A 25,855-nucleotide genomic window follows, 5' to 3' on the forward strand; every position below is an offset into this window, starting at 1 on the left:
CTCAAAATAAGTTTGTCTTTTAATCTCCTTTTCGGATTTAATCTGGTAATTTTCCGCTATTAACAATTAAGCACAGCTACATATTCCAGGTTAAAGCGACGATTAATTTGCACCGATTCCTCCTGTCTGCAGGGGTCTTCGTCGCCCTGCCCTTCAGCCACCTTCATCTGAAATTTAACGCTGACTTCATCATCGCTTCGCTTTCGCCATAGCGCAGAGTGAACAGGTGATAGATAAGATTTATTATAAAAATGATAAAACTTCGTTATAATTTCTTTAAAAGTTTACACCGATTAGCATGTAAGCCACTGTAAAATATCGCCATTAAATTCAATGCATTTAACTTTGCTCTGGCCTTTGGTAACAGACGCCATCATTGTTTTCGCTTATTGGCAAACCCGGTGGTTTATAGGCGCAGGTGATGTCATGACCGCACAAGTCAGGAGTTGGTATGAATAAGAAAAGACGCTCAGTTCCCGGTATCAGGCACTATGACGGCCCAGCCGGTGGCTGGGGGGCGTTAAAGGCGACGGCCATTGCGGTACGTACCCAAATGGATACGCTGGATGCCCCCGCAACCCTGCTGCGCACAAACCAGCCTGACGGTTTTGACTGCCCTGGCTGTGCGTGGCCCGATAAAGAACACAAATCCACGTTCCAGTTCTGTGAGAACGGGGCGAAAGCCGTCACCTGGGAAGCCACCAATAAACGCGTCACCATGGATTTTCTCGCCAAAAACAGCGTGTCCTCGCTGCTGGCTAAATCTGATTTTGAGCTGGAAGGTTACGGTCGTCTCACCCATCCCCTGCGCTATGACCGGGCAAGTGATACCTTCCAGCCAGTGGAATGGGACGACGCTTTCCAGCGTATCGGTGAGGTGCTGCGCGGTCTTGAGCCTGACCAGGTCGAATTTTATACCTCCGGCAGAGCCTCGAACGAAGCAGCGTATCTGTTCCAGCTGTTCGCCCGCGAGTACGGTACCAATAACTTCCCCGACTGCTCGAATATGTGCCATGAAGCCACCAGCGTCGGTTTACCCCGTTCCATTGGTATCGGGAAAGGGACCGTCTCACTTGATGACTTCGATAAAACGGAGCTGGTTATCTCCATTGGTCATAACCCTGGGACCAACCATCCGCGGATGATGGGCACGCTGCATGAGCTGGCTCGCCGCAACGTACCGATTATCGTTTTTAATCCCCTGCGCGAGCGCGCGCTGGAACGTTTCGCGGATCCGCAAAGCGTTATTGAGATGGCAACCTACAGCTCTACCGATATCGCCTCCACCTATTTCCAGGTGAAAGCCGGGGGCGATGCCGCTGCGTTAAAAGGGATCGCAAAACACCTGCTGGAGATGGAGAACGAACGCGGAAACGTGCTCGATCGCGCCTTTATTGCTGAACACACCCAGGGCATTGAGGCGTTTGCTGCGGACATTGCGCAAACCGACTGGGAGGCCATTGAGCGTGAGTCCGGGTTGAGCCGGGCAGCGCTCAAATCCGTGGCCGAGGCCTACGCAAAATCGAATGCCACCATCATCACCTACGGGATGGGCATCACCCAGCATAATAAAGGCACCGCGAATGTCCGCCTGATCGCTGATCTGTTGCTGCTGCGCGGTAACATTGGCAAACCCGGCGCGGGGATATGCCCACTGCGCGGCCACTCGAACGTTCAGGGTAACCGCACCGTGGGTATAAGCGAGAAACCGACACCGGCATTTCTCAACCGCCTGAAGGAGGTATTCGGTTTTGAGCCTCCTGCCCACCACGGCCATGATGCGGTGCAGGCAACGCAGGCCATGATCGACGGACGTGCAAAAGCGCTGATCTGTCTGGGGGGAAATTTTGCGGTAGCGATGCCCGATCACGAGAACGGTTTTCCGGCAATGAATACGCTGGATCTGAGCGTGCACATCGGTACCAAGCTCAACCGCACCCATTTGCTGGTGGGGAAAGAGACCTTTATTTTACCGTGCCTCGGTCGTACCGAGCTGGATGTCCAGGCCACCGGACGCCAGTCCATTACCGTGGAAGACTCGATGTCGATGGTGCATGCCTCTTCCGGCAAGCTGAAACCCGCCTCTCCGCGCCTGCGCGCTGAGCCGGCCATTGTCGCCGGAATGGCGCAAGCCACCCTGCGGGAGACCCGCGTGGACTGGATGACGCTGGTTGAGGATTATGACCGTATCCGCAACCTGATTGAGCAGACCATTCCGGGCTTCGAGAATTACAATGAACGGATCCGCATTCCCGGTGGTTTTCGCATGCCGCTGCCGCCCACAGAACGTATCTGGCCAACGGCGACGGGCAAAGCGATGTTTTCGGTTTTCGACGGCGTCAATGAGAACGCCAGTGGTGAAGGCGATAATGTGCTGCGCCTGATCACGCTGCGCAGCCACGACCAGTACAACACCACCATTTACGCCCTTGATGACCGCTACCGCGGCGTCTTTGGCCGTCGCGATGTGCTGTTTATGAATGAAGACGATATGGCGCAGTCAGGCCTGGAGCATGGCGATCGCGTGGATATCGAAACCGCCCTGCCGGGGAGCGTTCAGCGTCTGGAAGACATTACCGTTGTGGCCTACAGCATTGCGCCGGGTTCCGTCGGAGCTTACTACCCGGAGGCCAACGTACTGGTTCCGCTTGATTATCTGGATAAGGACAGCGGTACGCCGTCTTATAAATCGGTTCCGGTCCGCCTCATCCTGCGTTCGAAAGAGATCCGCATGCTGTAAGGCTTTCAACGCAGAGAAATACGATGGATATAAAACAGTTAAAGTACTTAATCGCACTCGATCAGACCCGGCATTTTGGTAAAGCAGCCTCGCAGTGCAACATCACCCAGCCGACCCTCTCCATGCGTATTCGCAGCCTGGAAGAGGAGCTGGGGCTGGTGCTGATTACTCGCGGGCAACGTTTTGAAGGCTTTACGCCCGAAGGTGAACGCATTCTGGCATGGGCGCGCGCGGTACTGGCCGCTCACGACGGCCTGCAGGCCGAAGCCTCGCTGTGCAAAGGGCAAGTGGTGGGTGAATTGCGTCTGGGAATGGTGCCGCTGGCCAGCGTGGATCCAATGATCTTTATCCGCCAGCTGACACAAAAATACCCGGAGCTGACCTACAGCCTCTACTCAATGTCCTCGCAACAAATTGCCGACGGCGTCAGCCGGAATCAGCTTGAACTGGGGATTTGCTACCTGAACAGCATCGACACCCGTCCGTTTGACATTATCCAGCTGCCAAAAACCGAAATGGGTTTGCTGCACGATATCCGCCATTTCCAGCTGGATCAGGAGACGCTGACCTGGCAGGAACTGATGGCATTTCCGCTGGGGTTTCTGACCAAGGGGATGCATTATCGCGAGCATATGGAGGTGAGCTTTAAATCTGCCGGCATTAATCCCGAGTCTGTCTTCGAAAGCGATTCCACTTTCCAGATCATTCAGGCGGTACAAAGCGGCGTGTGCTGTGCCGTGATGCCGCTGAACAACGGGCTGGAGAACCTGAACAGCCACTTCCGGATAACCCCCATAACCGACTCGAACATCGAAGCCCCGATCGGCCTGATCATGCGTCGACAGGCTCCCGTCTCCTCACTGGCACTGCGCTGTTTCACCGACGCGCAGGCGCTTTATCTTGCGGAGAACAACGGCATTGAGTGAGGTCATGTGATAACGCGTCAGTCGAGCAATACCGAATAAGACTGACGCGTCACCACACTGAACCCGCCGATCAGCACCGCCTTGCAAACGTCCCGGTATTGCGGGGCATTCACCAGCGTGTTCAGCGCATCACGGAGAGCGTTAAGCGTTTCAGGGGATGTGTTGTGCGCGGTAATCAGCGGTAACCCGGGTGTCAGGGGAGTACTGTCGATCGCCGCCAGCCCGTCGAGCAACGCCGGTTCATGACGCTGCAGTAGCGCGTACGTCACGCAGTCGATAGCGGCGATATCGCCCTTACCCTCTTTTAGATCAATCAGCGACTGGCGATGGCTGCCGCTAAAGGTCGTCCGGGCAAAATAATGGCCATCGGGTGCAAGTGGCGCCACTTTTTTTCGCAGGGCGTGATAACCGGACTGCGAATCCGCAGAATTGCATACCGCCCATCGGCCGCGAAAATCAGCCAGTGTCCGGGTGCGCTTCTGGGCGCGCGTCACCAGAAGGCTACGGTAATAAAACGCTTCGCAGCCCGGCGCCTGGTAGTGAAAACAGCCCACGACCTGTACGTACGGCAATTGCGTCATCAGCGGGTAGCCGCAGGTCTGGCTGAGGACAAGCCCGGGCTGCTGCCAGTGGGCCAGCAGAGAATCATCGGGTACGCCCTCGCTCACCGGCACGCCGCGTTCAGCAAGCAGGTGCTGTACCGCTCGCCAGAGGGCATCGGTGTCGGCGCGATTGATGGCATACATCGGAAACGCCAGCGGGTTACTCATGACTTCCCTCGTGTTGACGCCCTGGGTGAGCGGTGACGTTGACCGCCCGCCCCCAAAACTGTCGCATCCATTCACTATAACCCCTGACCACAAAACCATGGTTACGCTTCTGGTACGCCGCCCGGTTTTGCAGATAGACGCTTTTTAGCCCATACCACGGAACACCCGGTAAATCGTGATGGACTGAATGGTAGTTAAGATTTAAAAACAGCACCCGCCAGAACAGCCCTGCTTCGTTGATGACAGAACGCGCCAGCGGATCATCCGCCGCGCGATGTTCATAAAAGGAGCGCACTTTGGTCAGCGCCAGCGCCGGATAACTTACCGCCAGCACAAACCAGACGGGTGAGAAACCGTTGTGCATCATCCAGGCAAACAGCGCTGCCAGCAGCGACGCGTGGACGAGCCACATTGCCATTGCGCGCAGGTGAAAATGGCGAAACGCCGTCACGGCGCTGGCCAGCGTCTGCAGGATATCCAGCAGCGGTGCCAGCAACAGCCGGCCGCAGAAGGTATTTCGTGCATGGATCACGCGCTTGTGCCAGGGCGAAAAGCGTGCCCAGCTCTCCTCGGTAAAATAGTACGACTCCGGGTCATCCACCGGGATCGTCAGGCTATCGTGGCGATGATGGGCAAGATGAGAGTCCCGGTACAGACCATACGGATACCACACCGCCAGCGGAAGCGTGCCAAACAGCGCGTTAAGCCAGGCAAACCGCGTGGGATGGCCGTGGATCAGTTCATGCTGGAGTGACATATACCAGGTGGTAAATCCGATGAGCAGCAGCGTAGCGGGCAGCAATCCCAGCGTTTTCCAGTACGCCAGCGTGGCAAACCAGCCACTGTAAAGGGTGATGATGACGATCCACGTGGGCAGTTCGCTTCGCCACAAAAACCCCGAGGCGAGGTGGTGAATTTGATCGCGTTGTTGCGGATGTAAATAGAGGGAGCTTCGTTTACCCATGCCTTCAGACGCCGTTTCGCCAGAGAGAATGCCCTGACGATCGGGGAAAACGCCTGAAATAACAAAGAACTTATATCGCTTTGCTTTGCCAGAAACGCGAGCAGCGCGAGATCTCCCTCTCGTTCGCAGCTTGACTTATTTTGCAATAAAGGTACTTTTCAGGACATGAAGAAGATCCTGATTATCGTCCCTGACGGCGGCATGCTGTTTGAAGCCGCCGGTATCGCAGACATTCTGATGCAGGCGAACCGGCTGCATCCGGAAGGCCTAGCCCATCCCTGTTACCGCATTATCATCGCCACCACCCAGCCTCACCAGGTGATCCACGGCCAGTCCGGCCTGAATCTGCTGGCGGATTATCGCCTGCCGGAGCTGGATCCGCGTGAACCGCTTGATACGATTATTATCACCGGCCGCGGAATGAACGAGCAGGAGAGCACGGCGGTGGTGGACTGGCTGCACCTGGCTGCGCCACACGCGCGCCGGATAGCCTCCATTTGCGGCGGCGCGATGCTGCTGGCCCAGACTGGCCTGCTTGATGGACGCCGGGCGACCACCCACTGGCGGCTGCTGGAGACCCTGCAAACCCAGTACCCGGCCATCCATGTGGAAGGTGGCCCGCTGTATATTCAGGACGGTCCCATCTGGACCTCCGGTGGGGTTAGCTCCGGGTTTGATTTGACCCTGGCGCTGGTGGAAGACGATTACGGTTTTACCCTCGCTCGCGAGGTGGCGCAGGATATGGTGATGTATCTGCGCCGCCCCGGCGGGCAGCTGCAGTTCAGTCGCTATAATCTTCAGCAGCCCGGCACCTCCGGCCCGATAAGCGACCTGCAAACCTGGATCCTGGAGAACCTGACCGCTGACCTGTGCGTGGAAAATCTGGCGCAAAAAGCGGCGATGAGCCCGCGCAATTTCACCCGCGTGTTCACCCGTGAAACAGGCGCCTCTCCGGCGCGTTATGTCACCGAAGCACGCCTTGCCGCCGCCCGGCAACTGCTTGAACAGACCAGCGACCCTCTCGAGCGCATTGCTGAGCAGAGCGGATTTGGCAGCAGCATCAATTTGCGTCGTGTCTTTGAGAAACAACTCCACCTCACGCCTGGCGAGTATCGTCAGCGCTTCCACTGTCGCAAAATGGCATAATGTGATCCTTTTTTGTCGTTTACGCCATCCGGCCTGACGCCTACAGTGACTCCAGACAACAGAGATAAGGAGTGCACTATGGTTAAGGTCGGCATTAACGGTTTCGGCCGTATCGGACGTAATTTCCTGCGCGCGGCGCTGGGTAACCCGGATGTGCAGATTGTGGCAATTAACGATCTGACAGACAGCAGAACCCTCGCCCATCTGCTCAAACATGATTCCCTTCTCGGCACGCTGCCGGCTCCCGTTGAAGCCGCGGACGGGGCACTGCAGGTCGATGGCCAGCGGATCGTCGTCTTTAGCGAACGCGATCCGGCGAATATCGCGTGGCGTGACGCCGGCGTTGACGTGGTTATTGAAGCCACTGGCTTCTTTACGGAGCAGGAAAAAGCAGCCGTGCATATCACGCACGGTGGGGCTAAGCGCGTCATCATCTCCGCCCCCGGCAAAAACGATGACCTGACGGTGGTCATGGGTATCAACCATGAACAGTACGATCCGGCTCAGCATTACGTAGTGAGTAACGGCAGTTGTACGACCAATGGTCTGGCCCCCGCCGCTCAGGTTTTGCATCAGCAGTTCGGGATTGAACATGGCCTGATGAACACCACGCACGCCTATACCAACAGTCAGGCACTGCACGATCAGCCAGAGAAGGATCTGCGCGGTGCACGTGCGGCAGCGCTGTCGATTGTGCCTTACTCCAGCGGTGCGGCGAAAGCGCTGGGGAAAGTGATCCCCTCACTTGACGGTAAACTGACCGGGTATTCCCTGCGCGTGCCGGTTCCTGTGGTGTCGATTGTGGATTTGACGGTAACCCTGAGCCGTGACGTTACCGCCGAGGAGGTGAATGACGCCTTCCGGAAAGCCGCTGCCAGTGGCCCCCTGAAAGGCATTCTGGGTTACAGCGATGAACCGCTGGTTTCCAGTGATTATCAGGGCGACCCGCGCTCGTCAATTATCGACGGGCTCTCCACCCTCGTGATTGGCGGCAAAATGGTGAAGATCCTGGCGTGGTATGACAACGAATGGGGATTCTCAAACCGTCTGGTGGATCTGGCGGTGCTGATGGATAAGAAAGGGTTGTAACCTTCCCCCCGTTCCCACTCTGAGTGGGTGTCGCTGCCCGGTAGCCTTTCGCTGACCGGGCACGCGCTCGTCACTCTGCTTTGACTTTCACGCCCATAAATACAATTACCATGGCCGTCACCAGCAGGAAACCGCTGCCCGCGAAGACGCCGCTGGCACCGTTGAGGTCGAATACCGCCCCGCCCACTGCCGCACCGGCGCTTATCGCCAGCTGGATAGAGGCCACCAGCAGACCACCCGCACTTTCGGCTTCATCCGGCACGGTGGTGGCAAGCCACGTTGACCAGCCCACCGGTACCAGACCAAACGCAAAGCCCCACAGCGCGACCAGTAACCCGTCCAGCATCGCCAGATGACCAAACGCCACCATGGTGAGAGCAAGCACGCCCATCGCGAACGGTACCAGTGCCAGCGTCAGGCGCAGGTTACGCGCCAGCAGATGCCCGGCGACGGAGGTGCCGATGAAGTTGGCAATCCCAAAGCCCAGCAGGATCAGCGAGATGCTCTCCACACTCGCCTGCCCCACCGTTTCAAGGAACGGACGCAGGTAGGTAAAGAAGGCAAAGTGGCCGCTGAAGATAAGAATGGTCGCCAGCATGCCGCCAATCATCCCCGGACGACGCAGCACGCGGAACAGCGTACTCAGGCTGCCGCTGCTTTCTGGCTTCATGGACGGCAGTACCCAGAGCTGCCACAGCAGCGCCAGCATGCTCGGCAGAATGCAGAGAATAAAGACGTTACGCCAGCCAATCAGGCTACCCAGATAGCTTCCCAGCGGCGCCGCCACCACCGTCGCAATCGAGACGCTGGAGAAGATCACCGCCAGCGCCTTCGGCACTTTATCGGCGGGCACCAGGCGCATCGCCGTGGCGGTCGACATCGCCCAGAATCCCCCGATCGCCACACCCAGCAACAGCCGGCCCATCAGCAGGACGTGCAGCGTGGGCGCAAAGGCCACCAGCAGGCTGGAGATGATCTGCAGCACCGAGAAGAACATCAATACCCAGCGACGGTCGATATTTTTGGTGGCCGGCGTGATGAGCAACCCGGTGACCAGCGCCACCAGCGCAGTGGCCGTCACCGCTTGTCCGGCCATCCCCTCGGACACCCCCAGGCTCGCGGCCATCGGCGTCAGCAAACTGGCGGGCAGGAATTCTGCTGTGATCAGGCCGAATACGCCGAGCCCCAGTGAGTAGACGGCTCGCCAGGCGGGTTTTGCAGGCGTGACCGCCTCTCTCGCCACGACACATGAATTCATCTGTTGTTCTCCCGTTATAAAAATGTGACAACTGTCGCAAAAGCATAGTGGGTTCACCCTGGACGATCTATGACATATAATCTCCACTTATTGATTATTCGTCCGGAGTTGCGTCATGACCGTTCAGTCACCCGATTTGATCAGCGAACTTTTGCGCGGCATGCGCCTGTCGGGCGTGAAATACCGTCGGATTGAGGCCAGCGCGCCGTTTGGCGTGGCGTTTCACCAGGCGCCCGGCAAAGCCCAGTTCCATTTTGTCAGCCACGGCAGCGCCCTGTTGCGTATGGAGAGTGGCGCCACCTTCACGCTGAATGGCGGCGACGCCCTTTTTATCCCGAACGGCAACGCCCATGCCCTGCTCTCTGACGAGCACGCCAGCATTACCCCGGTCAGTGCATTCCCCAGCGAGCCTATCTGCGGTTCGGTCTGCGCGATCACCTGTGAGCCGTGTCCGGAAAGCGAGAACACCATCATCTTCAGTGGATGCATGGATTTTGAACTGGGTGGGATGCAGCCGCTGATCAAGGCGATGCCGGAAGTGATGATGGTGAGCCGGCTGATGTCCACATGGCCGGAAATTCATCCGCTGCTGGCAGCGATGGAGCGGGAATCAATGACCCGCCAGGCCGGATTCGCCGGGATCCTCGCGCGACTTGCCGACGTGGTGGCCGCGTTGATCGTGCGTGGCTGGGTTGAAGGAGGCTGCGGCAAAGCTACCGGCTGGGTGCAGGTATTGCGCGACCCGCGTTTGAGCCGGGCCATTTACGCCATGCATCAGCAGCCAGGCCTGAACTGGAGCGTGGCGGATCTGGCGAAAGAAGCGGGCACTTCCCGCTCCGTGTTTGCTGAACGTTTTCTGGCGGCCACGGGAACCACACCGGCAAAATATCTCAGCGAACTGAGGATGCGGCTGGCCATTCAGTACATCCGCCACGAAAATCAGCCCATTGAAACCGTCGCGTTGCGTCTGGGGTACGGTTCACTGGCCGCGTTCAGTCGGGCATTTAAGCGCATTATTGGGCATGCGCCGGGCACGTTGCGCGAGACCAACCAGACCCCGGAAGAGGTCTGAGCCAGGCGTTATCGCTGCGTATTTTTTGCCAGTCGCCTTTCGCGATTTAATTATGGGGCGTGCTAAGGGAGCACCTTGCGCTATTACGGAATAAAAGAGCATTCCGCGCATATTATTATCGCGCCATGATTTGCGCCCATTGATTAAATTAAAAGCAATATAATTATTTATCATAAAAAAGAATTATCTTTCATTGAGATAGCAAATTCTCCCAATCCCTTCCGGCGCATAACCAGACGGTAAATTGTCTGGTTATGCGCAAAATGGGATATTCGACACGCGAAGCGGCCAATATTCGTCTAAGGTTTTCAGGTGATTGATAACAGCGGCAACGCTGCTCAGCGAATACAGGAGATGAACCGATGATAAGACCTCGTACACTACGCCCTGCTCTTTTGCACCTGGCTTTGGGCGGCGCGTTACTCGGTGTGACAACATGGGGTTATGCGGAAGAACAACTTACCACCCAGACAAGCTCCCCCGATATTTTACTTGGTCCTCTCTTTAATGATGTGCAAAGTGCCAAACTGTTTCCCGATCAAAAGACCTTTGCTGACGCCGTGCCGAAAAGCGATCCGCTGATGATTCTGGCGGATTATCGGATGCAGCGTACCCAGTCTGGCTTCGATCTGAAGCACTTTGTGGAAATGAACTTTACGCTGCCAGCGGAGGGTGAAAAATACGTCCCGCCTGCCGGGCAAAGTTTACGCGCGCACATTGATGACCTCTGGCCCGTACTGACCCGCACCACCGATAAAGCGAGTAATAAGTGGGATTCCCTTCTGCCGCTGCCTAAACCCTATGTCGTGCCTGGCGGACGTTTTCGCGAGGTCTACTACTGGGACAGTTATTTCACCATGTTAGGGCTGGCTGAGAGTGGCCACTGGGACAAAATCAGCGATATGGTCGACAACTTCGCTTACGAGCTGGACAGCTGGGGACATATCCCGAACGGCAACCGCAGCTACTACCTGAGCCGCTCCCAGCCTCCGTTCTTCGCGCTGATGGTCGAGTTACTGGCGACCCATGACAGCGATGCGCTGAAAAAATACCGTCCGCAAATGGAGAAAGAGTACGCCTACTGGATGGAGGGGGCCGACACGCTGCAGGCCGGACAAGCCAACAAACGTGTAGTGAAGCTGGACGATGGCTCAGTACTCAACCGCTACTGGGATGACCGCGATACGCCGCGTCCTGAATCCTGGCTCGACGATATAACCACCGCTAAAAGCAATCCTAACCGACCGGCCACGGAGATCTACCGCGATTTACGCTCAGCGGCCGCCTCGGGCTGGGACTTTAGCTCCCGCTGGATGGACGATCCGCAAAAACTGGGCACGATCCGCACCACCAGCATTGTGCCTGTCGATCTTAACGCCCTGATGTTTAAGATGGAAAAATTGCTGGCCAGGGCAAGCCAGGCATCCGGCGATACCTCCGCTGCCAGCAAGTATGACGCGCTGGCGACCGCGCGTCAGAAAGCGATCGAGAGCCATCTGTGGAATGATAAAGAGGGCTGGTACGCGGATTACGATCTTAAGAGTAAAAAGGTGCGTAATCAGCTTACGGCAGCCGCACTTTATCCGCTCTATGTGAAGGCGGCTTCGCAGGATCGCGCTGATAAAGTCGCTGCAGCGGCATCGTCACGCCTGCTCAAACCGGGCGGCATTTCCACCACCACCATCAACAGCGGCCAGCAGTGGGATGCACCTAACGGCTGGGCACCGCTGCAATGGGTGGCGACGGAAGGGTTGCAGAATTACGGGCAGGATAAGGTGGCAATGGATGTGACCTGGCGCTTCCTGAAAAATGTTCAGCATACCTATGACCGCGAACAGAAGCTGGTAGAGAAGTACGACGTTTCGAGTACCGGTACAGGGGGCGGCGGCGGCGAATATCCGCTGCAGGATGGCTTTGGCTGGAGCAATGGCGTGACGCTGAAAATGCTGGATCTGGTCTGTCCGAAAGAGAAACCGTGCGACAGCGTGCCGGAGAATCAGCCGGCAGCAAACGATGCTGTCGCACCGGCGAAAAGTACGGCGCAATAAAGCGGCCTCATTCCCTCACCCTCTCCCGCCAGGAGAGGGTGAATGGGCCGTCTTACGGGGTTTAACAGGGCATCAGAAGCTGTAGCTTGCGCCTAACTGATAGGTTCGGTCACGTCCAATCCAGCAGTTGGTCGCATCGTAACAGGTCAACGTCTCTTTATTGGTGATGTTCTGCGCGCTCGCTTTCAGGGTCAGCCCTTCAAGCGAAGGCAGAATTTCGCCCATCCGATAGGATGCCGCCAGATCGTACTGCGTGGTGCCACCGAGTTTACCCGCGTCGTTCGCCGGTGAAATCTCCATCGGCCCGGTGTAGCGCGCCCCGGCCCCCAGCATCAATCCTTTCAGTGGCGTATTCTCAAAGGTGTAATCCCCCCACAGGTTGAATGCATTTTCCGGCACCTGCGTAGGGCGTTTGCCCTGATACTTATCGTCCTGCGTATTGATGGCGTGAGTGTATGCGTAGTTGGCAATCAGGTTCAGATTGTCTGTCGGACGGCCAATCACAGACAACTCCGCCCCTTTAGACTCCACTTCGCCGGTCTGACGATAGTTCAGGAAGCCGGGATCGGAGGTAACGACATTCTTCTGGCGAATAGTAAACACTGAGGCGGTAAAGGTGGTGGCGTACTCTGCCAGCAGATATTTCACCCCGCCCTCCACCTGCTTGCTGGTGGTCGGCTTGACCTCTTTCGCCGTCAGGGTTCCCTGCGGCGAGACCGGGGCAAACCCTTCTGAATAGCTGATAAACGGAGAGAGACCGTTGTCGAAGGCGTAGAGCGCGCCCAGTCGTTTGGTAACGCGATCCTGCGATACCCACGCCTTGTCGCCGTTATGCAGATAATCGGTGGTGACGGAGCGATAATCATCATAGCGCAGGCTGCCCAACAGATTTAAGCCGCCAAACTCCACCTGATCCTGCAGGTAATACCCATTCTGCTGATAGCTCAGACGGTTTTTCTGCGCGGTATACAGCCCCAGCGCATCCTCATGGACCTGTGAATAGTCCGGATTGCGCATATCAATCCCCGGTGTTGTCGAGGCATAGCGGTAGTGGAAGTGGGAATTCAGCTTCTGGTAGTCAAACCCGGCCAGCAGATGGTGTTTCCACTCACCCAGCGCAACGGTTTTGGTCACCTGATTATCAATGTTGAAGCTCCGGAGAGCTTCATCCGTGGTGTAGGCAAAGCGGTTAAGCTGATTGACTTCACTGCCCGGCCCGGTTGCATAAATACTGCGCTGGTGGGTATCGATGTCAAAATAGCGCGCCTTCTGGTTAAAGCCCCAGCCGCTGTCAAACTCATGTTCAAAGCTGTAACCCAGCATCCACTGGCGCTGTTTAAACCCGCTCCATTCGTCGCCGGCATAATCCCGCTTGCCCGCATATTTCGAACGCAGCCAGGCGAGCGGCAGCGGGTTAGACGGCGTCAGGCTTGGGGAGTTTTGCGCCAGCGCATCAAGGGTGAGGCGCGTTTTGTTGTCCGGTTGCCAGGTGACAGACGGCGCAACCAGGTAGTTTTCATACCGGGAGGTGTGCGGCTGATCGTCACTTTCCGTCGCTTTCCCCAGCAGACGGTAGTTCCAGTCGCTATCGGCAATTTGCCCGGTCGAATCCAGATACCCCTCTTTCAGGTTACGGTTGCCGGTGTTAAAACCCAGTTCGGTCCGTGCGGCCTGTTGCGGTTTTTTACTCTGAATATTCACCAGCCCACCCGGCGAGGCTCCGCCGTACAGTACCGATGAGGGACCTTTGAGGATATCAACGCTTTCAACCAACAGCGGATCGATGCGGGCTTTGGTATTGCCGGTGACGTTATAGGGTAACTGCAGCCCGTTGTAGAACTCCTGATCGACGGTAAATCCGCGAATTTTATATTCGCTCATGTAGGAGGTGTTTCCGCGCACCTCGGTCGACACACCCGGTGCATAGCGCAGGATCTCATTCACGGAGTTCGCGTGACGTTTATCGATTTCCTGTGCCGACAGGGTATTGATCACCTGCGGGGTTTTACTCTCGGCAACGGCTGATTTGGTTGCGCTGTTCGTCCAGTCGGGCAGTACGCTGCCCTGCTCTGAGCCCGTGACTACGATGGTTGATTCTTCGGCAAACGCCTGTACCTGCAATGCCAGCGTCACGGCTCCTGCCAACGCGCATAACGTGAAACGAGAGGGGTTCATAAAGTCGTCTTGTGATTAAATGTAATCAGGAACGACAATTATTATCATTTCGATTAGCAAATCAATATGCACGTAAAAAAACGGCCCTCCTTGAGAGCCGTTTTAGTGAAGTTATGCCCGTCGCAGTAACCTGAAAATGCCCAGCACCACAATGGCACCCACGACAGCCACCAGGAAACTGTGCAGGTCAAAACCGCTGATGCTGCCACCAAAGCCAAACATCGTCGCCAGCCAGCCGCCTACAACCGCCCCCACGACACCGAGCACACACGTCAGTATGAAGCCGCCGCCATCATTTCCCGGCATGATAAGTTTAGCGATAGCGCCAGCAATTAGACCAAAGATAATCCAGGCGATAATACCCATAGCGATGCCCTCTTGCAGGTTTAATGCATGCGCAGAAAACCTTCTGCGCAGGTAACTTAAGTATAGGTCATCCCTGGAAAACTAATTTCATCTCACCGACTTATCTTCTCTGCAATCTGAAAAAAAACTCATCGGTTTGTATTAAGTTTCATTGTGCAGTGCCGATAACGCAAAGACAGTCTGTCATCTATCAAGGAGCCATCCGGCGTGAGTAATTACAGTGAGCAGTTCCTCAAGCAAAATCCGCTGGCTGTATTAGGGGTATTGCGTGACCTGCAAAAAGGTGAAGTGCCGCTGCGCATCAGCTGGTCAAACAATCAGTTCATCAGCAAGATCCTCGACGTCTCGCAGGAGCGACTGGTTATCGATCTGGGCAGTCAGGAGTATGAAAACCGCGCCGCACTGAAAGCAGAGAAACTCGCGGTGATGGCAGAGACCCACGGTGCAAAAGTGGAATTTGTGCTCCCGCGCCTTGAGATGAGCGAATACCAGGGTCTTCCCGCGTTTGTCACACCGCTGCCTGCCAACCTGTGGTTTGTGCAGCGCCGGGAATATTTCCGCATCAGCGCCCCCCTTCACCCTGCCTATTTTTGTAAGGCTAAAATGCCGGACAAAAAAGAGCTCCGCTTCCGCCTCTTCGACCTGTCGCTGGGCGGTATGGGCGCGCTGATGGATACGCCGAAACCTGACGGACTGGTCGAAGGCATGCGATTCTCGCAAATTGAACTGGATATGGCCGGCTGGGGACGGTTTTATTTTGATGCCCAGTTGATTGCCATCAGCGAGCGTAAGGTGGTGGACAGCAAAAACGAAACGATTACCACGCCACGTTTGAGTTTCCGCTTCCTGAACGTCGGACCCGGTTCAGAGCGCGAACTGCAGCGCATTATCTTTGCACTGGAGCGCGAAGCACGGGAACGTGCGAATAAAGTTCTGTGAGGAAAACGGGCAGCGTGACCGCCGCCCGCCTGCGGCATTACATGGCATCCATCGCTTTCTGTACTTTCCAGATGTAACGCGGAGCCTGTGGTGCCGGATGATTTTTCGCCACATGTTCAACGAATTCATCTTTGTCCATGCCGTTAATCTCTTCTATCGCCTCTTTACGGTCAGAGGAGAAGGTTCGCAACAGCGCCCCGGCCCCGTTGACGTAAGAGACCACCAGCGCGTATTGCATCACTTCCGGGTCGTCGATGCCCTTCAGTACGCCATGCTCCAGAATGCTGAGATAGGCTGTCCCCATGGAGATATTACGCTCCGGGTTCTTCAGCTCACTGGTCGACGGCTGACCGCTCCAGCCCATGTAGCGGTAGACCTCTTTACCTGCGGTAGACGCTTTGAGCTGCATCAGCCCCACTGCGTTTGATTTGCTGACAAGCGTGGGATTACCGCCGGATTCAACGGCAATGATCGCGGTGATAAGACGCGGACTGACGCCCCATGCCTTCCCGGCTTGCTCGCTGATCGGCATCCACTGCATGGCCCGTTTCACCGGCACTTCCGGGTTCCAGGGCGGATTTTGATAGTCATGTCTGGAACTACAGCCCGCAAGCAACACAATCAAAAAAGCAAACCATCTCAATTTCACGTCATCTATCCTTATAGCCGGTCATCGCAGTGCGCCGCCCCTTGAAGCGGGCAGCGTATAAGCGGCATGATATAGACAATTAGTTTCTCATTCAGCAAGGAATTGCCATGTCTCAGTTTCATCTTATCGCACCGTCGGGCTACTGCATCAATCAGGACGCGGCACAACGGGGCGTTCAGCGCTTACTGGGCTTCGGCCACCAGGTAGAAAATCAGACGATTATCCCTCGCCGCCAGCAGCGTTTTGCCGGAACCGAGGCCCAGAGACTGAATGATATCAACAGCCTGGTGAACCTGAAGGGTGAGGATCGGATCGTGCTTGCGGTGCGGGGGGGCTATGGTGCGAGCCGGTTACTGGAGAGCATTGACTGGCAAGGTCTGGCACAGCGTCAACAGCAGGACCCGCTGCTGATATGCGGCCACAGCGACTTCACGGTGATCCAGCTTGGGCTGCTGGCGCTGCATAACGTCATAACCTTCAGCGGCCCAATGCTGGCCGGAAATTTTGGTGCGCCGGCGCTCGATGCGTTTACCCTTGAGCATTTCTGGCGCGCCCTGCGAAACCCAACTTACAGCATAACGTGGCAAGGCCAGGGGCCGCACTGGGCCTGTGAAGGCCAACTCTGGGGCGGTAATCTGGCAATGCTGGTCTCGCTCATCGGTACGCCGTGGCTGCCGGACATCGAAGACGGCATTCTGGTGCTGGAAGATATTAACGAACATCCGTTCCGCGTCGAGCGCATGTTATTGCAGCTTTATCATGCCGGGATCCTTGAACGTCAGTCAGCAATTGTGCTGGGCAGTTTTAGCGGTGCGGCACCCAATGATTACGACGCCGGTTACTCCCTTGAAACGATGGTTGATTTCATCCGTTCCCGTCTCGATATCCCGGTTATCACCGGTCTGGATTTTGGCCATGAGCAACAAACCGTAACCCTTGCGCTGGGGGCACATGCGTCCCTGATACATGATGATTCAGGCAGTCGGTTAACAATAAGCGGTCATCCGGTCATAAAGGCATAAAAAAGCCGTTAAACCCCTTAATAAAACGCTGTTGCCGTGGTTAATATGTTAGGGTTTTAGTAACAGCGTTAACATTGAGGTGGGAGTAAGACAACATTGGATGCCGCAGCGATAATCAGCCTTTTCATTCTGGGTTCTGTGCTTGTAACCTGTAGTATATTATTAAGTTCATTTTCATCGCGTCTCGGCATACCTATTCTCGTTATTTTCCTTGCTATCGGCATGCTGGCTGGCATCGATGGCATCGGCGGTATTCCTTTCGATAACTACCCTTTTGCCTACATGGTGAGTAACCTCGCGCTGGCAGTGATCCTGCTGGACGGCGGGATGCGCACTCAGGCGAGCTCGTTCCGCGTCGCCTTAGGGCCGGCGCTGTCGCTCGCGACCGTAGGCGTATTAATCACATCCGGCCTGACCGGGATGATGGCCGCCTGGCTGTTCCATCTCAATATCATGGAAGGCTTGCTGATTGGCGCTATTGTCGGTTCAACCGATGCGGCGGCGGTCTTTTCCCTGCTTGGCGGTAAAGGGCTTAACGAACGTGTTGGCTCCACGCTTGAGATTGAATCCGGCAGTAACGATCCCATGGCGGTGTTTCTCACCATCACGCTGATTGAGATGATCCAGCAGCACGAAAGCGGGCTGAGCTGGATGTTTGCCTGGCATATCCTGCAGCAGTTTGGTCTGGGGATTATTCTTGGCCTCGGCGGCGGCTATCTGCTGCAGCAGATGATCAACCGGATTTCACTTCCCGCCGGGCTTTACCCTCTGCTGGCGCTGAGCGGCGGCATTCTGATTTTTGCCGTCACCACCGCGCTGGATGGCAGCGGCATTCTTGCCGTCTACCTCTGCGGCTTCCTGATGGGTAACCGCCCTATTCGCAACCGTCACGCCATTTTGCAGAACTTCGACGGACTGGCCTGGCTGGCGCAGATTGGCATGTTCCTGGTGCTTGGCCTGCTGGTTACCCCTTCAGACCTGCTGCCTATCGCCGTGCCGGCGCTGATGCTGTCGGCGTGGATGATCTTCTTCGCCCGTCCACTGTCGGTGTTTGCAGGCCTGCTGCCGTTTCGCGGCTTTAACCTGCGCGAGCGTATCTTTATCAGTTGGGTGGGTTTGCGCGGCGCGGTGCCGATTATCCTTGCCGTGTTCCCGATGATGGCGGGTCTGGATAACGCCCGACTGTTCTTCAACGTCGCATTCTTCGTTGTTTTGATTTCACTCCTGTTCCAGGGCACGTCACTCGGCTGGGCGGCGAAAAAGGCAAAAGTGGTGATCCCCCCCGTTGGCTGGCCCGTCTCCCGCGTCGGATTGGATATTCATCCGGAAAACCCGTGGGAACAGTTTGTGTATCAGCTTAGCGAAGACAAATGGTGCGTGGGCGCGTCGCTACGCGATCTGCATATGCCCGCCGAAACGCGGATTGCCGCGTTGTTCCGCGACAATGTTCTGCTTCACCCTACCGGCAGCACCCGTCTGCGTGAAGGGGATATTTTGTGCGTGATTGGCCGCGAGCGCGACCTGCCCGCGCTGGGTAAATTGTTCAGCCAGTCGCCACCGGTGGCGCTGGATCAGCGTTTCTTCGGCGATTTTATTCTGGAAGCGAGCGCCAAATTTGCAGATGTTGCCTTGATTTACGGTCTGGATGAAGGGCTGGAGTATCGCGATAAGCAGCAAACGCTGGGGGAAATTATCCAGCAACTGCTTGGCGCAGCACCCGTTGTCGGTGACCAGGTCGAGTTTGCCGGGATGATCTGGACGGTGGCCGAGAAAGAAGATAACGCGGTACGCAAAGTCGGCGTAAGGCCGATGGAAGAAGAGTCAGAGTAGTTTAGGTTTCGTGTCTTACTGGCCGGGGAAGGCGTTATCGCCCCCCGGCACATCGCAGAGTTACACCGTCACAACCGGTACGCGCGGCGCCAGAGCGCACATCAGCTCATAGCCAACGGTCCCTGCAGCAGCGGCCACATCGTCAATTTTAATTTCATTTCCCCACAGCTCAACCGGTGAACCAATCCCCGCCTGCGGGCACGGCGTGAGGTCTACCGCCAGCATATCCATTGAGACCGTCCCCACGGTACCCGTACGCACGCCATCCACCCACACCGGCGTGCCGGTCGGAGCGATACGCGGATAGCCGTCGGCATAGCCTCCCGCCACAATGCCAATTCGCTGTTCGCCTGTCGCCCGGTAACGGCTGCCGTAGCCCACCGTGGAACCGGCCTTCAGCGTTTGTACGCCGATGATTTCGCTGCGCAGGGTCATCACCGGTTTCAGGCCGCTGTTAGCAATATCCTGCCACTGCCCTGACGGTGACGCGCCGTACAGAATGATCCCCGGACGTACCCAGCTGTAGTGCGCCTCCGGGTGCCACAGCGTGGCCGCCGAGTTAGAGAGCGAGCGCGAACACGCCAGACCTTCAGCCGCCTGCTCAATCCGCACCATCGCCTCGGCGATGCCATCGGGTTTTTCCGCGTCGGCAAAGTGCGCCATCAGCGTCATTTCGCCCACATTCCTGATGCCGCGCAGCTGTTGCCATACCGTATGTACCCGCTCGGGCTGGAAGCCCAGGCGGTTCATGCCGCTGTTCACCTTGAGATAAATGTCGAGCGGGGCATGCAGTCTGGCGTCCTGCAGGGCTTTAACCTGCCAGTTGCTGTGAATGCTGGTGGTCAGCCGGTACTTATCCAGCAACGGCAGATCGTCGGCATGGAAGAACCCTTCCAGCAATAAGATAGGGCCTTTCCAGCCGCGCTCGCGCAGCAAAATGGCCTCTTCCAGATTCAGTAACGCAAAACCGTCGGTCGCGCTGAGCGCACTCCAGATGCGGTCAATACCGTGGCCGTAGGCGTTCGCTTTCACCACCGACCAGACGCGTGAACCTGGCGCAGCACGGCGAACAATCTGCAGGTTATCCTTCAGGGCCTGCAAGTCCAGCTGAGCCAGAACAGGACGGGACATGACAACTCCTTAGTTATGCGCGCCGTGCAGGTGCTGTGGACGCGAGGGGGTGAACCCAGATTGATAGCGCGCGGCACTTAAATCGTCAAACGGAATTGCCGGGGTGCGCCCGGAAATCAAGTCGCTCAACAGCTGACCTGAGCCACAGGCCATTGTCCAGCCGAGGGTGCCGTGTCCGGTATTCGTCCACAGGTTTTTGAACGGGGTGCGGCCCACAATCGGCGTGCCGTCTGGCGTCATTGGACGCAGACCGGTCCAGAACGTGGCCTGCTCGACAAAACCGCCGCGCGGGAAGAGATCGCCCACGACCATCTCCAGCGTTTCACGACGCGGCTGCAGCAGCTCGGTGTTGAAGCCGACAATCTCCGCCATGCCGCCTACGCGGATACGGTTATCGAAGCGGGTAATGGCGATTTTATAGGTTTCATCCAGAATGGTGGAGACGGGGGCACCGCTGTCCTCTTTCACCGGGATGGTCAGGGAGTACCCCTTCAGCGGATAGACCGGAATGTCCAGAATGCCCTTCAGCATGGCAGTGGAGTAAGAGCCAAAGGCCATGACGTAGGCATCCGCTTTGATCACCTCTTCGCCGCACTTCACGCCGTAAATATTACCGCCTTCCGACAGCAATTTATCGACGGGCGTGTTAAAGCGGAATGTTACCCCTGCCTGCTCGCACATCTGCGCCAGACGCTGGGTAAAGAGCTGACAGTCGCCGGTTTCATCGTTGGGTAAACGCAGGCCGCCCGTCAGTTTGTGGGACACCTCCGCCAGCGCCGGTTCAACCTGTCCCAGCTGACTGGCCTCGAGGAGTTGATACGGAACACCGGCATCTTCCAGCACGGCGATATCGCGGGTGGCGTTTTCGTACTGTTGCGCCGTGCGGAACAGCTGCAGCGTACCGCCCTGACGGCCTTCGTACTCAATGCCGGTGGTGGCGCGCAAGGTTTTCAGGCAGTCACGGCTGTATTCCGCCAGACGCACCATACGCCCTTTGTTTTCCATGTAATGGCGGGTGTCGCAGTTGCGCAGCATCTGCCACATCCACTTAAGCTGGAACTGCGTGCCGTCGAGGCTAATGGCCAGCGGCGCATGGCGCTGGAACATCCATTTAATCGCCTTCAGTGGCACGCCGGGAGCCGCCCACGGTGCCGCATAGCCCGGAGAGATTTGCCCGGCATTCGCCGCGCTGGTTTCCAGCGCAGGGCCTGGTTCACGATCGATAACGGTTACGTCATGCCCCGCCTGACTTAAATACCAGGCGCTGGTTACGCCAACCACACCACTTCCCAGTATGACAACACGCATAGCCACTCCATAATGTGCAAAAGAACAATCTTCTAATTACAGATTGATAACCTAGTTGAAAATATTATTCAACATACGACTTTTTTATGGTGACTTATCTCACATCTTCCCCTACTGGCGGGGAAAGGACTTATTTGGGATCTCCTGCTGCGCGTTATTTTTAACCAGCATAAAACTCTGCATGAACCGCTTTTTTTACCGTATTGAAAACGGGAAATCGTAAAGAAAAAATTTCTGCTCCAGCACGCTTTTTAACACGTTGATCTATGCTTGAAAGGAGGCTCTCCAGACAGAGAGAGCACCCACAACGAGGGCGCGCTAATGGCTACTATTGATTCCCTGAACAAGGACAACACACGTCTCAGCGATGGACCCGACTGGACCTTTGAGTTGCTGGATGTCTACCTCGCTGAAATCGACCGGGTAGCAAAACTCTATCGCCTGGATACCTATCCTCACCAGATTGAAGTCATAACCTCCGAACAAATGATGGATGCCTATTCCAGCGTCGGGATGCCGATCAATTATCCGCACTGGTCGTTTGGTAAGAAATTTATTGAAACGGAACGGCTGTATAAACACGGCCAGCAGGGGCTGGCGTATGAAATCGTCATCAACTCCAACCCGTGTATCGCTTACCTGATGGAAGAGAACACCATTACCATGCAGGCGCTGGTGATGGCGCATGCCTGCTACGGGCACAACTCTTTCTTCAAGAATAACTATCTTTTCCGCAGCTGGACGGACGCCAGCTCGATCGTCGATTACCTGATCTTCGCCCGTAAATACATTACCGACTGCGAAGAGCGCTACGGCGTCGATGAAGTGGAGAAACTGCTCGACTCCTGCCATGCGCTGATGAACTACGGCGTAGACCGCTACAAACGGCCGCAGAAAATTTCCCTGCAGGAGGAGAAAGCCCGGCAGAAAAGCCGCGAGGAGTATCTGCAAAGCCAGGTGAATATGCTGTGGCGCACCTTGCCTAAGCGTGAAGAAGAGAAAGCTGTCGCTGAGGCGCGCCGCTACCCGTCTGAGCCACAGGAAAACCTGCTCTACTTTATGGAGAAGAATGCGCCGCTGCTGGAGTCATGGCAGCGTGAGATCCTGCGCATTGTGCGTAAGGTCAGCCAGTACTTCTATCCGCAAAAACAGACGCAGGTGATGAACGAAGGCTGGGCGACATTCTGGCATTACACCATCCTCAACCATCTGTATGACGAGGGGAAAGTCACCGAGCGGTTTATGATGGAATTCCTCCACAGCCATACCAACGTGGTGTTCCAGCCGCCTTACAACAGCCCGTGGTACAGCGGCATCAACCCGTATGCCCTCGGCTTTGCGATGTTCCAGGACATCAAACGTATCTGTCAGTCGCCAACGGAAGAGGACAAATACTGGTTCCCGGATATTGCCGGTTCGGACTGGCTGGAAACGCTGCATTTTGCGATGCGCGATTTCAAGGATGAGAGCTTTATTAGCCAGTTTATGTCGCCGAAGATCATGCGCGATTTCCGCTTCTTCACCGTGCTGGATGATGACCGTAACAACTTCCTGGAAATTTCAGCGATTCATAACGAAGAGGGATACCGGGAGATCCGCTCTCGCCTCTCTTCCCAGTACAACCTGAGCAATCTTGAACCCAATATTCAGGTATGGAATGTAGATCTGCGCGGTGACCGCTCTCTGACGCTGCGCTACATCCCGCACAACCGTGCCCCGCTGGATAAAGGGCGTAAAGAGGTGTTGAAGCATGTGCATCGTCTGTGGGGCTTTGACGTGCTGCTGGAGCAGCAGAATGAAGACGGTAGCGTGGAGCTGCTGGAGCGCTGCCCGACGCGGATGAATACGCTGTAGTGCCGGCCTGAACCGAAACGCCCGCGTCAGGGCGAAAAAAAACCTCTCAGCTGAGAGGTTTTTTCTTTTAGCGGGTCTGGATGGCCAGGTCACCCGGCAGTGTTTTTTGCATCCGGTGCCAGATTTCACCTGAGTCGCGGCCGTAGCGGCGCACGGTTTCATACACCTGATCGTGCTGACCGGTGGAGCAGAGCTCGCTCAGCTTGTGGTAAAAGCCCAGCGCCAGACTGCGGGCTTCCGGATTGGCAAAGTAGTGACGACCGATACGGGTATAGAGCCCTTTCATGCCGTTAAGGATGAGGCCGTAAATCGGGTTACCGGAGGCAAACGCCAGGCCGCGGAAGATGTTGTAATCGAGGGTAGCAAACGCATCCGCATGATCTTCCACCTGGTTGGCACTGGCCAGAACCTGGAGCGCATCTTCCGGGTGCTGACGGAAAGCCGTACGAATAAAGATGGTGGCGATATTGGTACGCACGGAGAGCAGATTATCAATCAGCTGCGGCACGCTTTCATGATCGAGGCGCGCCAGCGTTTCAAGAATATTCAGCCCGGAGGTTTCCCAGAAATTGTTTACTTTTGTTGGCTTGCCATGCTGAATCGTCAACCACCCATCACGCGCCAGTCGCTGGAGCACTTCCCGAAGCGTGGTGCGAGTGACGCCAATCAGTTCAGAGAGTTCGCGTTCAGCCGGAAGAATGGACCCTGCAGGGAAACGATTATTCCAGATGCTTTCAATGATGTACTCTTCCGCGAAACCCGCCGGGCTCTGCGCCTTAATGACCATAGTGAGATTTCCATTACACAGCTTTAGCAAATTGCACTCATCATACCAGAGGCTCGCAGAGGCAGATAGCGCAGCAGTGAGAGAAAAGAGGGATCGCCGTTTCATTTTTATGAAATTTACATTGCAGCCGAATCCCCCTCCAGGCCGTGATTTTTGCGTATACTGATGTTTTGTTTTACTTCACGGGGAAGAACGTCTGTCGTGGAAATTTCTTTTGGGCGCGCGTTGTGGCGCAATTTTTTAGGCCAGTCTCCCGACTGGTACAAGCTGATACTTCTGGTGTTCCTGGTTGTTAATCCTCTCATCTTTATTGTGCACCCGTTTATTGCCGGGTGGCTGCTGGTCGCGGAGTTTATCTTCACCCTGGCCATGGCGCTGAAGTGCTATCCCCTGCTGCCTGGCGGTTTGCTGGCCATTGAAGCGGTTGTCATTGGGATGACCAGCGCCGAGCATGTAAAAGCTGAACTGGCCTCAAACCTTGAAGTGCTTCTGCTGCTGATGTTTATGGTGGCCGGCATCTACTTTATGAAACAGCTGCTGCTGTTTATTTTTACCCGCCTGCTGCTGAGCATTCCTTCAAAAACGCTTTTGTCGCTGGCTTTCTGCGTGGCTGCAGCATTTCTTTCAGCCTTCCTGGATGCGCTGACGGTGGTCGCCGTGGTGATAAGCGTCGCGGTCGGGTTTTATGGTATTTATCACCGGGTGGCCTCTTCACGTCCCGGCGATGACCTGCTTGATGACAGCCAGGTCGATAATGACCACCGCGAGGTGCTGGAACAGTTCCGCGCCTTCCTGCGCAGCCTGATGATGCATGCCGGCGTCGGGACCGCCCTGGGCGGCGTGATGACGATGGTGGGTGAACCGCAAAACCTGATCATTGCTAAAGCTGCGGGCTGGCATTTCGGTGATTTCTTCCTGCGAATGGCACCGGTGAGCATACCGGTTCTGCTGTGCGGTCTGGCGACCTGTGTGGTGGTGGAGAAATTCAGCCTCTTTGGCTATGGTGCGCATATTCCGGCGCCCGTGCGTCAGGAGCTGCAGAAATTCGACCAACAAAGCCGTAGCCAGCGGACACGGCAGGAGACGCTGCGTCTTATTGCACAGGGCGTCATTGGCGTCTGGCTTATCGCCGCGCTGGCGTTTCATCTTGCCGAAGTCGGTTTAATTGGCCTGTCGGTGATTATTCTCGCCACCAGTTTTACCGGCGTGACGGATGAGCATGCGATTGGCAAAGCGTTTACGGAAGCCCTGCCCTTTACCGCCCTGCTGGCCGTCTTTTTTGCGGTCGTCGCGGTGATCATCGACCAGAAACTTTTCGCGCCGATCATTACCTTTGTCTTGCAGGCGGCACCGGATGCTCAGCTTTCGCTGTTTTATCTGTTTAACGGGCTGCTGTCGTCTATCTCGGATAACGTGTTTGTTGGCACGGTCTATATCAACGAGGCCAAAACGGCCATGGAGCAAGGCGTCATCAGCGCCGGACAGTTCGAACTGCTGGCGGTGGCAATTAACACCGGGACCAACCTGCCGTCGGTGGCGACGCCCAACGGTCAGGCGGCGTTCCTGTTCCTGCTGACTTCTGCGCTGGCTCCACTCATACGTCTTTCTTATGGGCGAATGGTCTGGATGGCGCTTCCCTATACGCTGGTGCTCACGCTTGTAGGATTGCTTTGCGTCAAAATTACCCTTATTCCCTGTACGCAATGGTTGATACAAGCGGGTATACTTGCCGCGCAGTAAACCTGATATATCGGGCAGCTTGCTGCCCGTTTACCTTTTCG

Annotated in this window: 20 protein-coding genes; 11 read left to right on the forward strand and 9 right to left on the reverse strand. The window is 56.1% G+C overall.

What is annotated here, in order from left to right:
• The first annotated feature begins 451 nt into the window (after positions 1-451).
• Both HV242_RS13235 and HV242_RS13240 read left to right on the forward strand, forming a co-directional pair.
• Positions 452-2,740, forward strand: a complete 2,289-nt coding sequence (locus HV242_RS13235; RefSeq protein WP_063858479.1) for an FdhF/YdeP family oxidoreductase — start codon at positions 452-454, stop codon at positions 2,738-2,740.
• 23 nt (positions 2,741-2,763) lie between these two features.
• The gene (locus HV242_RS13240) at positions 2,764-3,666 is read left to right on the forward strand and encodes a LysR family transcriptional regulator (protein WP_020883452.1); all 903 of its coding nucleotides are present in this window, start codon (positions 2,764-2,766) and stop codon (positions 3,664-3,666) included.
• 17 nt (positions 3,667-3,683) lie between these two features.
• On the opposite strand, the gene HV242_RS13245 is transcribed toward HV242_RS13240, so the two are convergent.
• Both HV242_RS13245 and HV242_RS13250 read right to left on the reverse strand, forming a co-directional pair.
• Entirely contained in the window at positions 3,684-4,436 is a 753-nt protein-coding gene (locus HV242_RS13245; protein WP_050736970.1) for a phosphate/phosphite/phosphonate ABC transporter substrate-binding protein, read from the reverse strand.
• Complete coding sequence (locus HV242_RS13250) at positions 4,429-5,400, reverse strand: fatty acid desaturase (protein WP_050736971.1); 972 nt, start codon at positions 5,398-5,400, stop codon at positions 4,429-4,431. The genes HV242_RS13245 and HV242_RS13250 overlap by 8 nt, the downstream gene beginning before the upstream one ends.
• 165 nt (positions 5,401-5,565) lie before the next feature.
• On the opposite strand from HV242_RS13250, the gene HV242_RS13255 reads away from it, so the two are divergent.
• Both HV242_RS13255 and gap read left to right on the forward strand, forming a co-directional pair.
• Positions 5,566-6,546 carry a GlxA family transcriptional regulator gene (locus HV242_RS13255; protein WP_014170563.1) on the forward strand — a complete coding sequence of 327 codons (981 nt, stop codon included), beginning with the start codon at positions 5,566-5,568 and terminating at the stop codon, positions 6,544-6,546.
• 78 nt (positions 6,547-6,624) lie between these two features.
• A complete protein-coding gene (gene gap, locus HV242_RS13260; RefSeq protein WP_063858480.1) occupies positions 6,625-7,635 on the forward strand; it encodes a type I glyceraldehyde-3-phosphate dehydrogenase in 1,011 nt (336 codons plus the stop codon).
• 70 nt (positions 7,636-7,705) lie between these two features.
• Here gap and HV242_RS13265 read toward each other — a convergent pair whose 3' ends face one another.
• On the reverse strand, positions 7,706-8,893 hold the full coding sequence (locus HV242_RS13265; protein ID WP_032678410.1) for an MFS transporter: 1,188 nt from the start codon (positions 8,891-8,893) through the stop codon (positions 7,706-7,708).
• 115 nt (positions 8,894-9,008) lie between these two features.
• Between HV242_RS13265 and HV242_RS13270 the strand changes: the two genes are divergently transcribed.
• A complete protein-coding gene (locus HV242_RS13270; protein ID WP_044858527.1) occupies positions 9,009-9,965 on the forward strand; it encodes an AraC family transcriptional regulator in 957 nt (318 codons plus the stop codon).
• Positions 9,966-10,327: 362 nt separating this feature from the next.
• Positions 10,328-12,013: an alpha,alpha-trehalase gene (locus HV242_RS13275; protein WP_050736973.1), complete on the forward strand. Its 1,686-nt coding sequence runs from the start codon at positions 10,328-10,330 to the stop codon at positions 12,011-12,013.
• Between the two features lie 72 nt (positions 12,014-12,085).
• Here the strand turns inward: HV242_RS13275 and HV242_RS13280 are convergent, their stop codons facing one another.
• Both HV242_RS13280 and HV242_RS13285 read right to left on the reverse strand, forming a co-directional pair.
• A complete protein-coding gene (locus HV242_RS13280; RefSeq protein ID WP_160890435.1) occupies positions 12,086-14,188 on the reverse strand; it encodes a TonB-dependent siderophore receptor in 2,103 nt (700 codons plus the stop codon).
• Positions 14,189-14,299: 111 nt separating this feature from the next.
• On the reverse strand, positions 14,300-14,554 hold the full coding sequence (locus HV242_RS13285) for a GlsB/YeaQ/YmgE family stress response membrane protein (protein WP_010432765.1): 255 nt from the start codon (positions 14,552-14,554) through the stop codon (positions 14,300-14,302).
• A gap of 207 nt (positions 14,555-14,761) precedes the next feature.
• On the opposite strand from HV242_RS13285, the gene ycgR reads away from it, so the two are divergent.
• Positions 14,762-15,493, forward strand: coding sequence for a flagellar brake protein YcgR (gene ycgR, locus HV242_RS13290; RefSeq protein ID WP_020883443.1), 732 nt, complete (start codon positions 14,762-14,764; stop codon positions 15,491-15,493).
• Between the two features lie 37 nt (positions 15,494-15,530).
• Here ycgR and emtA read toward each other — a convergent pair whose 3' ends face one another.
• Positions 15,531-16,142 carry a membrane-bound lytic murein transglycosylase EmtA gene (gene emtA / locus HV242_RS13295; protein ID WP_014170571.1) on the reverse strand — a complete coding sequence of 204 codons (612 nt, stop codon included), beginning with the start codon at positions 16,140-16,142 and terminating at the stop codon, positions 15,531-15,533.
• Between the two features lie 107 nt (positions 16,143-16,249).
• Between emtA and ldcA the strand changes: the two genes are divergently transcribed.
• Positions 16,250-17,164 (forward strand): muramoyltetrapeptide carboxypeptidase, encoded by a 915-nt coding sequence (gene ldcA / locus HV242_RS13300; RefSeq protein WP_014170572.1) that lies wholly within the window; start codon positions 16,250-16,252, stop codon positions 17,162-17,164.
• Positions 17,165-17,260: 96 nt separating this feature from the next.
• Positions 17,261-18,994 carry a potassium/proton antiporter gene (locus tag HV242_RS13305; protein ID WP_014170573.1) on the forward strand — a complete coding sequence of 578 codons (1,734 nt, stop codon included), beginning with the start codon at positions 17,261-17,263 and terminating at the stop codon, positions 18,992-18,994.
• 60 nt (positions 18,995-19,054) lie between these two features.
• Here the strand turns inward: HV242_RS13305 and dadX are convergent, their stop codons facing one another.
• Both dadX and HV242_RS13315 read right to left on the reverse strand, forming a co-directional pair.
• Complete coding sequence (dadX, locus tag HV242_RS13310; RefSeq protein ID WP_040017760.1) at positions 19,055-20,125, reverse strand: catabolic alanine racemase DadX; 1,071 nt, start codon at positions 20,123-20,125, stop codon at positions 19,055-19,057.
• A 9-nt stretch (positions 20,126-20,134) separates the two neighbouring features.
• On the reverse strand, positions 20,135-21,433 hold the full coding sequence (locus HV242_RS13315; protein WP_020883441.1) for a D-amino acid dehydrogenase: 1,299 nt from the start codon (positions 21,431-21,433) through the stop codon (positions 20,135-20,137).
• 321 nt (positions 21,434-21,754) lie between these two features.
• Here HV242_RS13315 and HV242_RS13320 point away from each other — a divergent pair, with 321 nt between their 5' ends.
• On the forward strand, positions 21,755-23,287 hold the full coding sequence (locus tag HV242_RS13320; RefSeq protein WP_020883440.1) for a SpoVR family protein: 1,533 nt from the start codon (positions 21,755-21,757) through the stop codon (positions 23,285-23,287).
• 67 nt (positions 23,288-23,354) lie between these two features.
• Here HV242_RS13320 and fadR read toward each other — a convergent pair whose 3' ends face one another.
• Complete coding sequence (fadR, locus tag HV242_RS13325; RefSeq protein ID WP_025203875.1) at positions 23,355-24,074, reverse strand: fatty acid metabolism transcriptional regulator FadR; 720 nt, start codon at positions 24,072-24,074, stop codon at positions 23,355-23,357.
• Positions 24,075-24,275: 201 nt separating this feature from the next.
• Between fadR and nhaB the strand changes: the two genes are divergently transcribed.
• On the forward strand, positions 24,276-25,814 hold the full coding sequence (nhaB, locus tag HV242_RS13330) for a Na(+)/H(+) antiporter NhaB (protein ID WP_050736976.1): 1,539 nt from the start codon (positions 24,276-24,278) through the stop codon (positions 25,812-25,814).
• The last annotated feature ends 41 nt before the right edge of the window (positions 25,815-25,855 follow it).

It is taken from the genome of Enterobacter sp. RHBSTW-00593, from assembly GCF_013784105.1.
Taxonomy (GTDB): domain Bacteria; phylum Pseudomonadota; class Gammaproteobacteria; order Enterobacterales; family Enterobacteriaceae; genus Enterobacter; species Enterobacter ludwigii.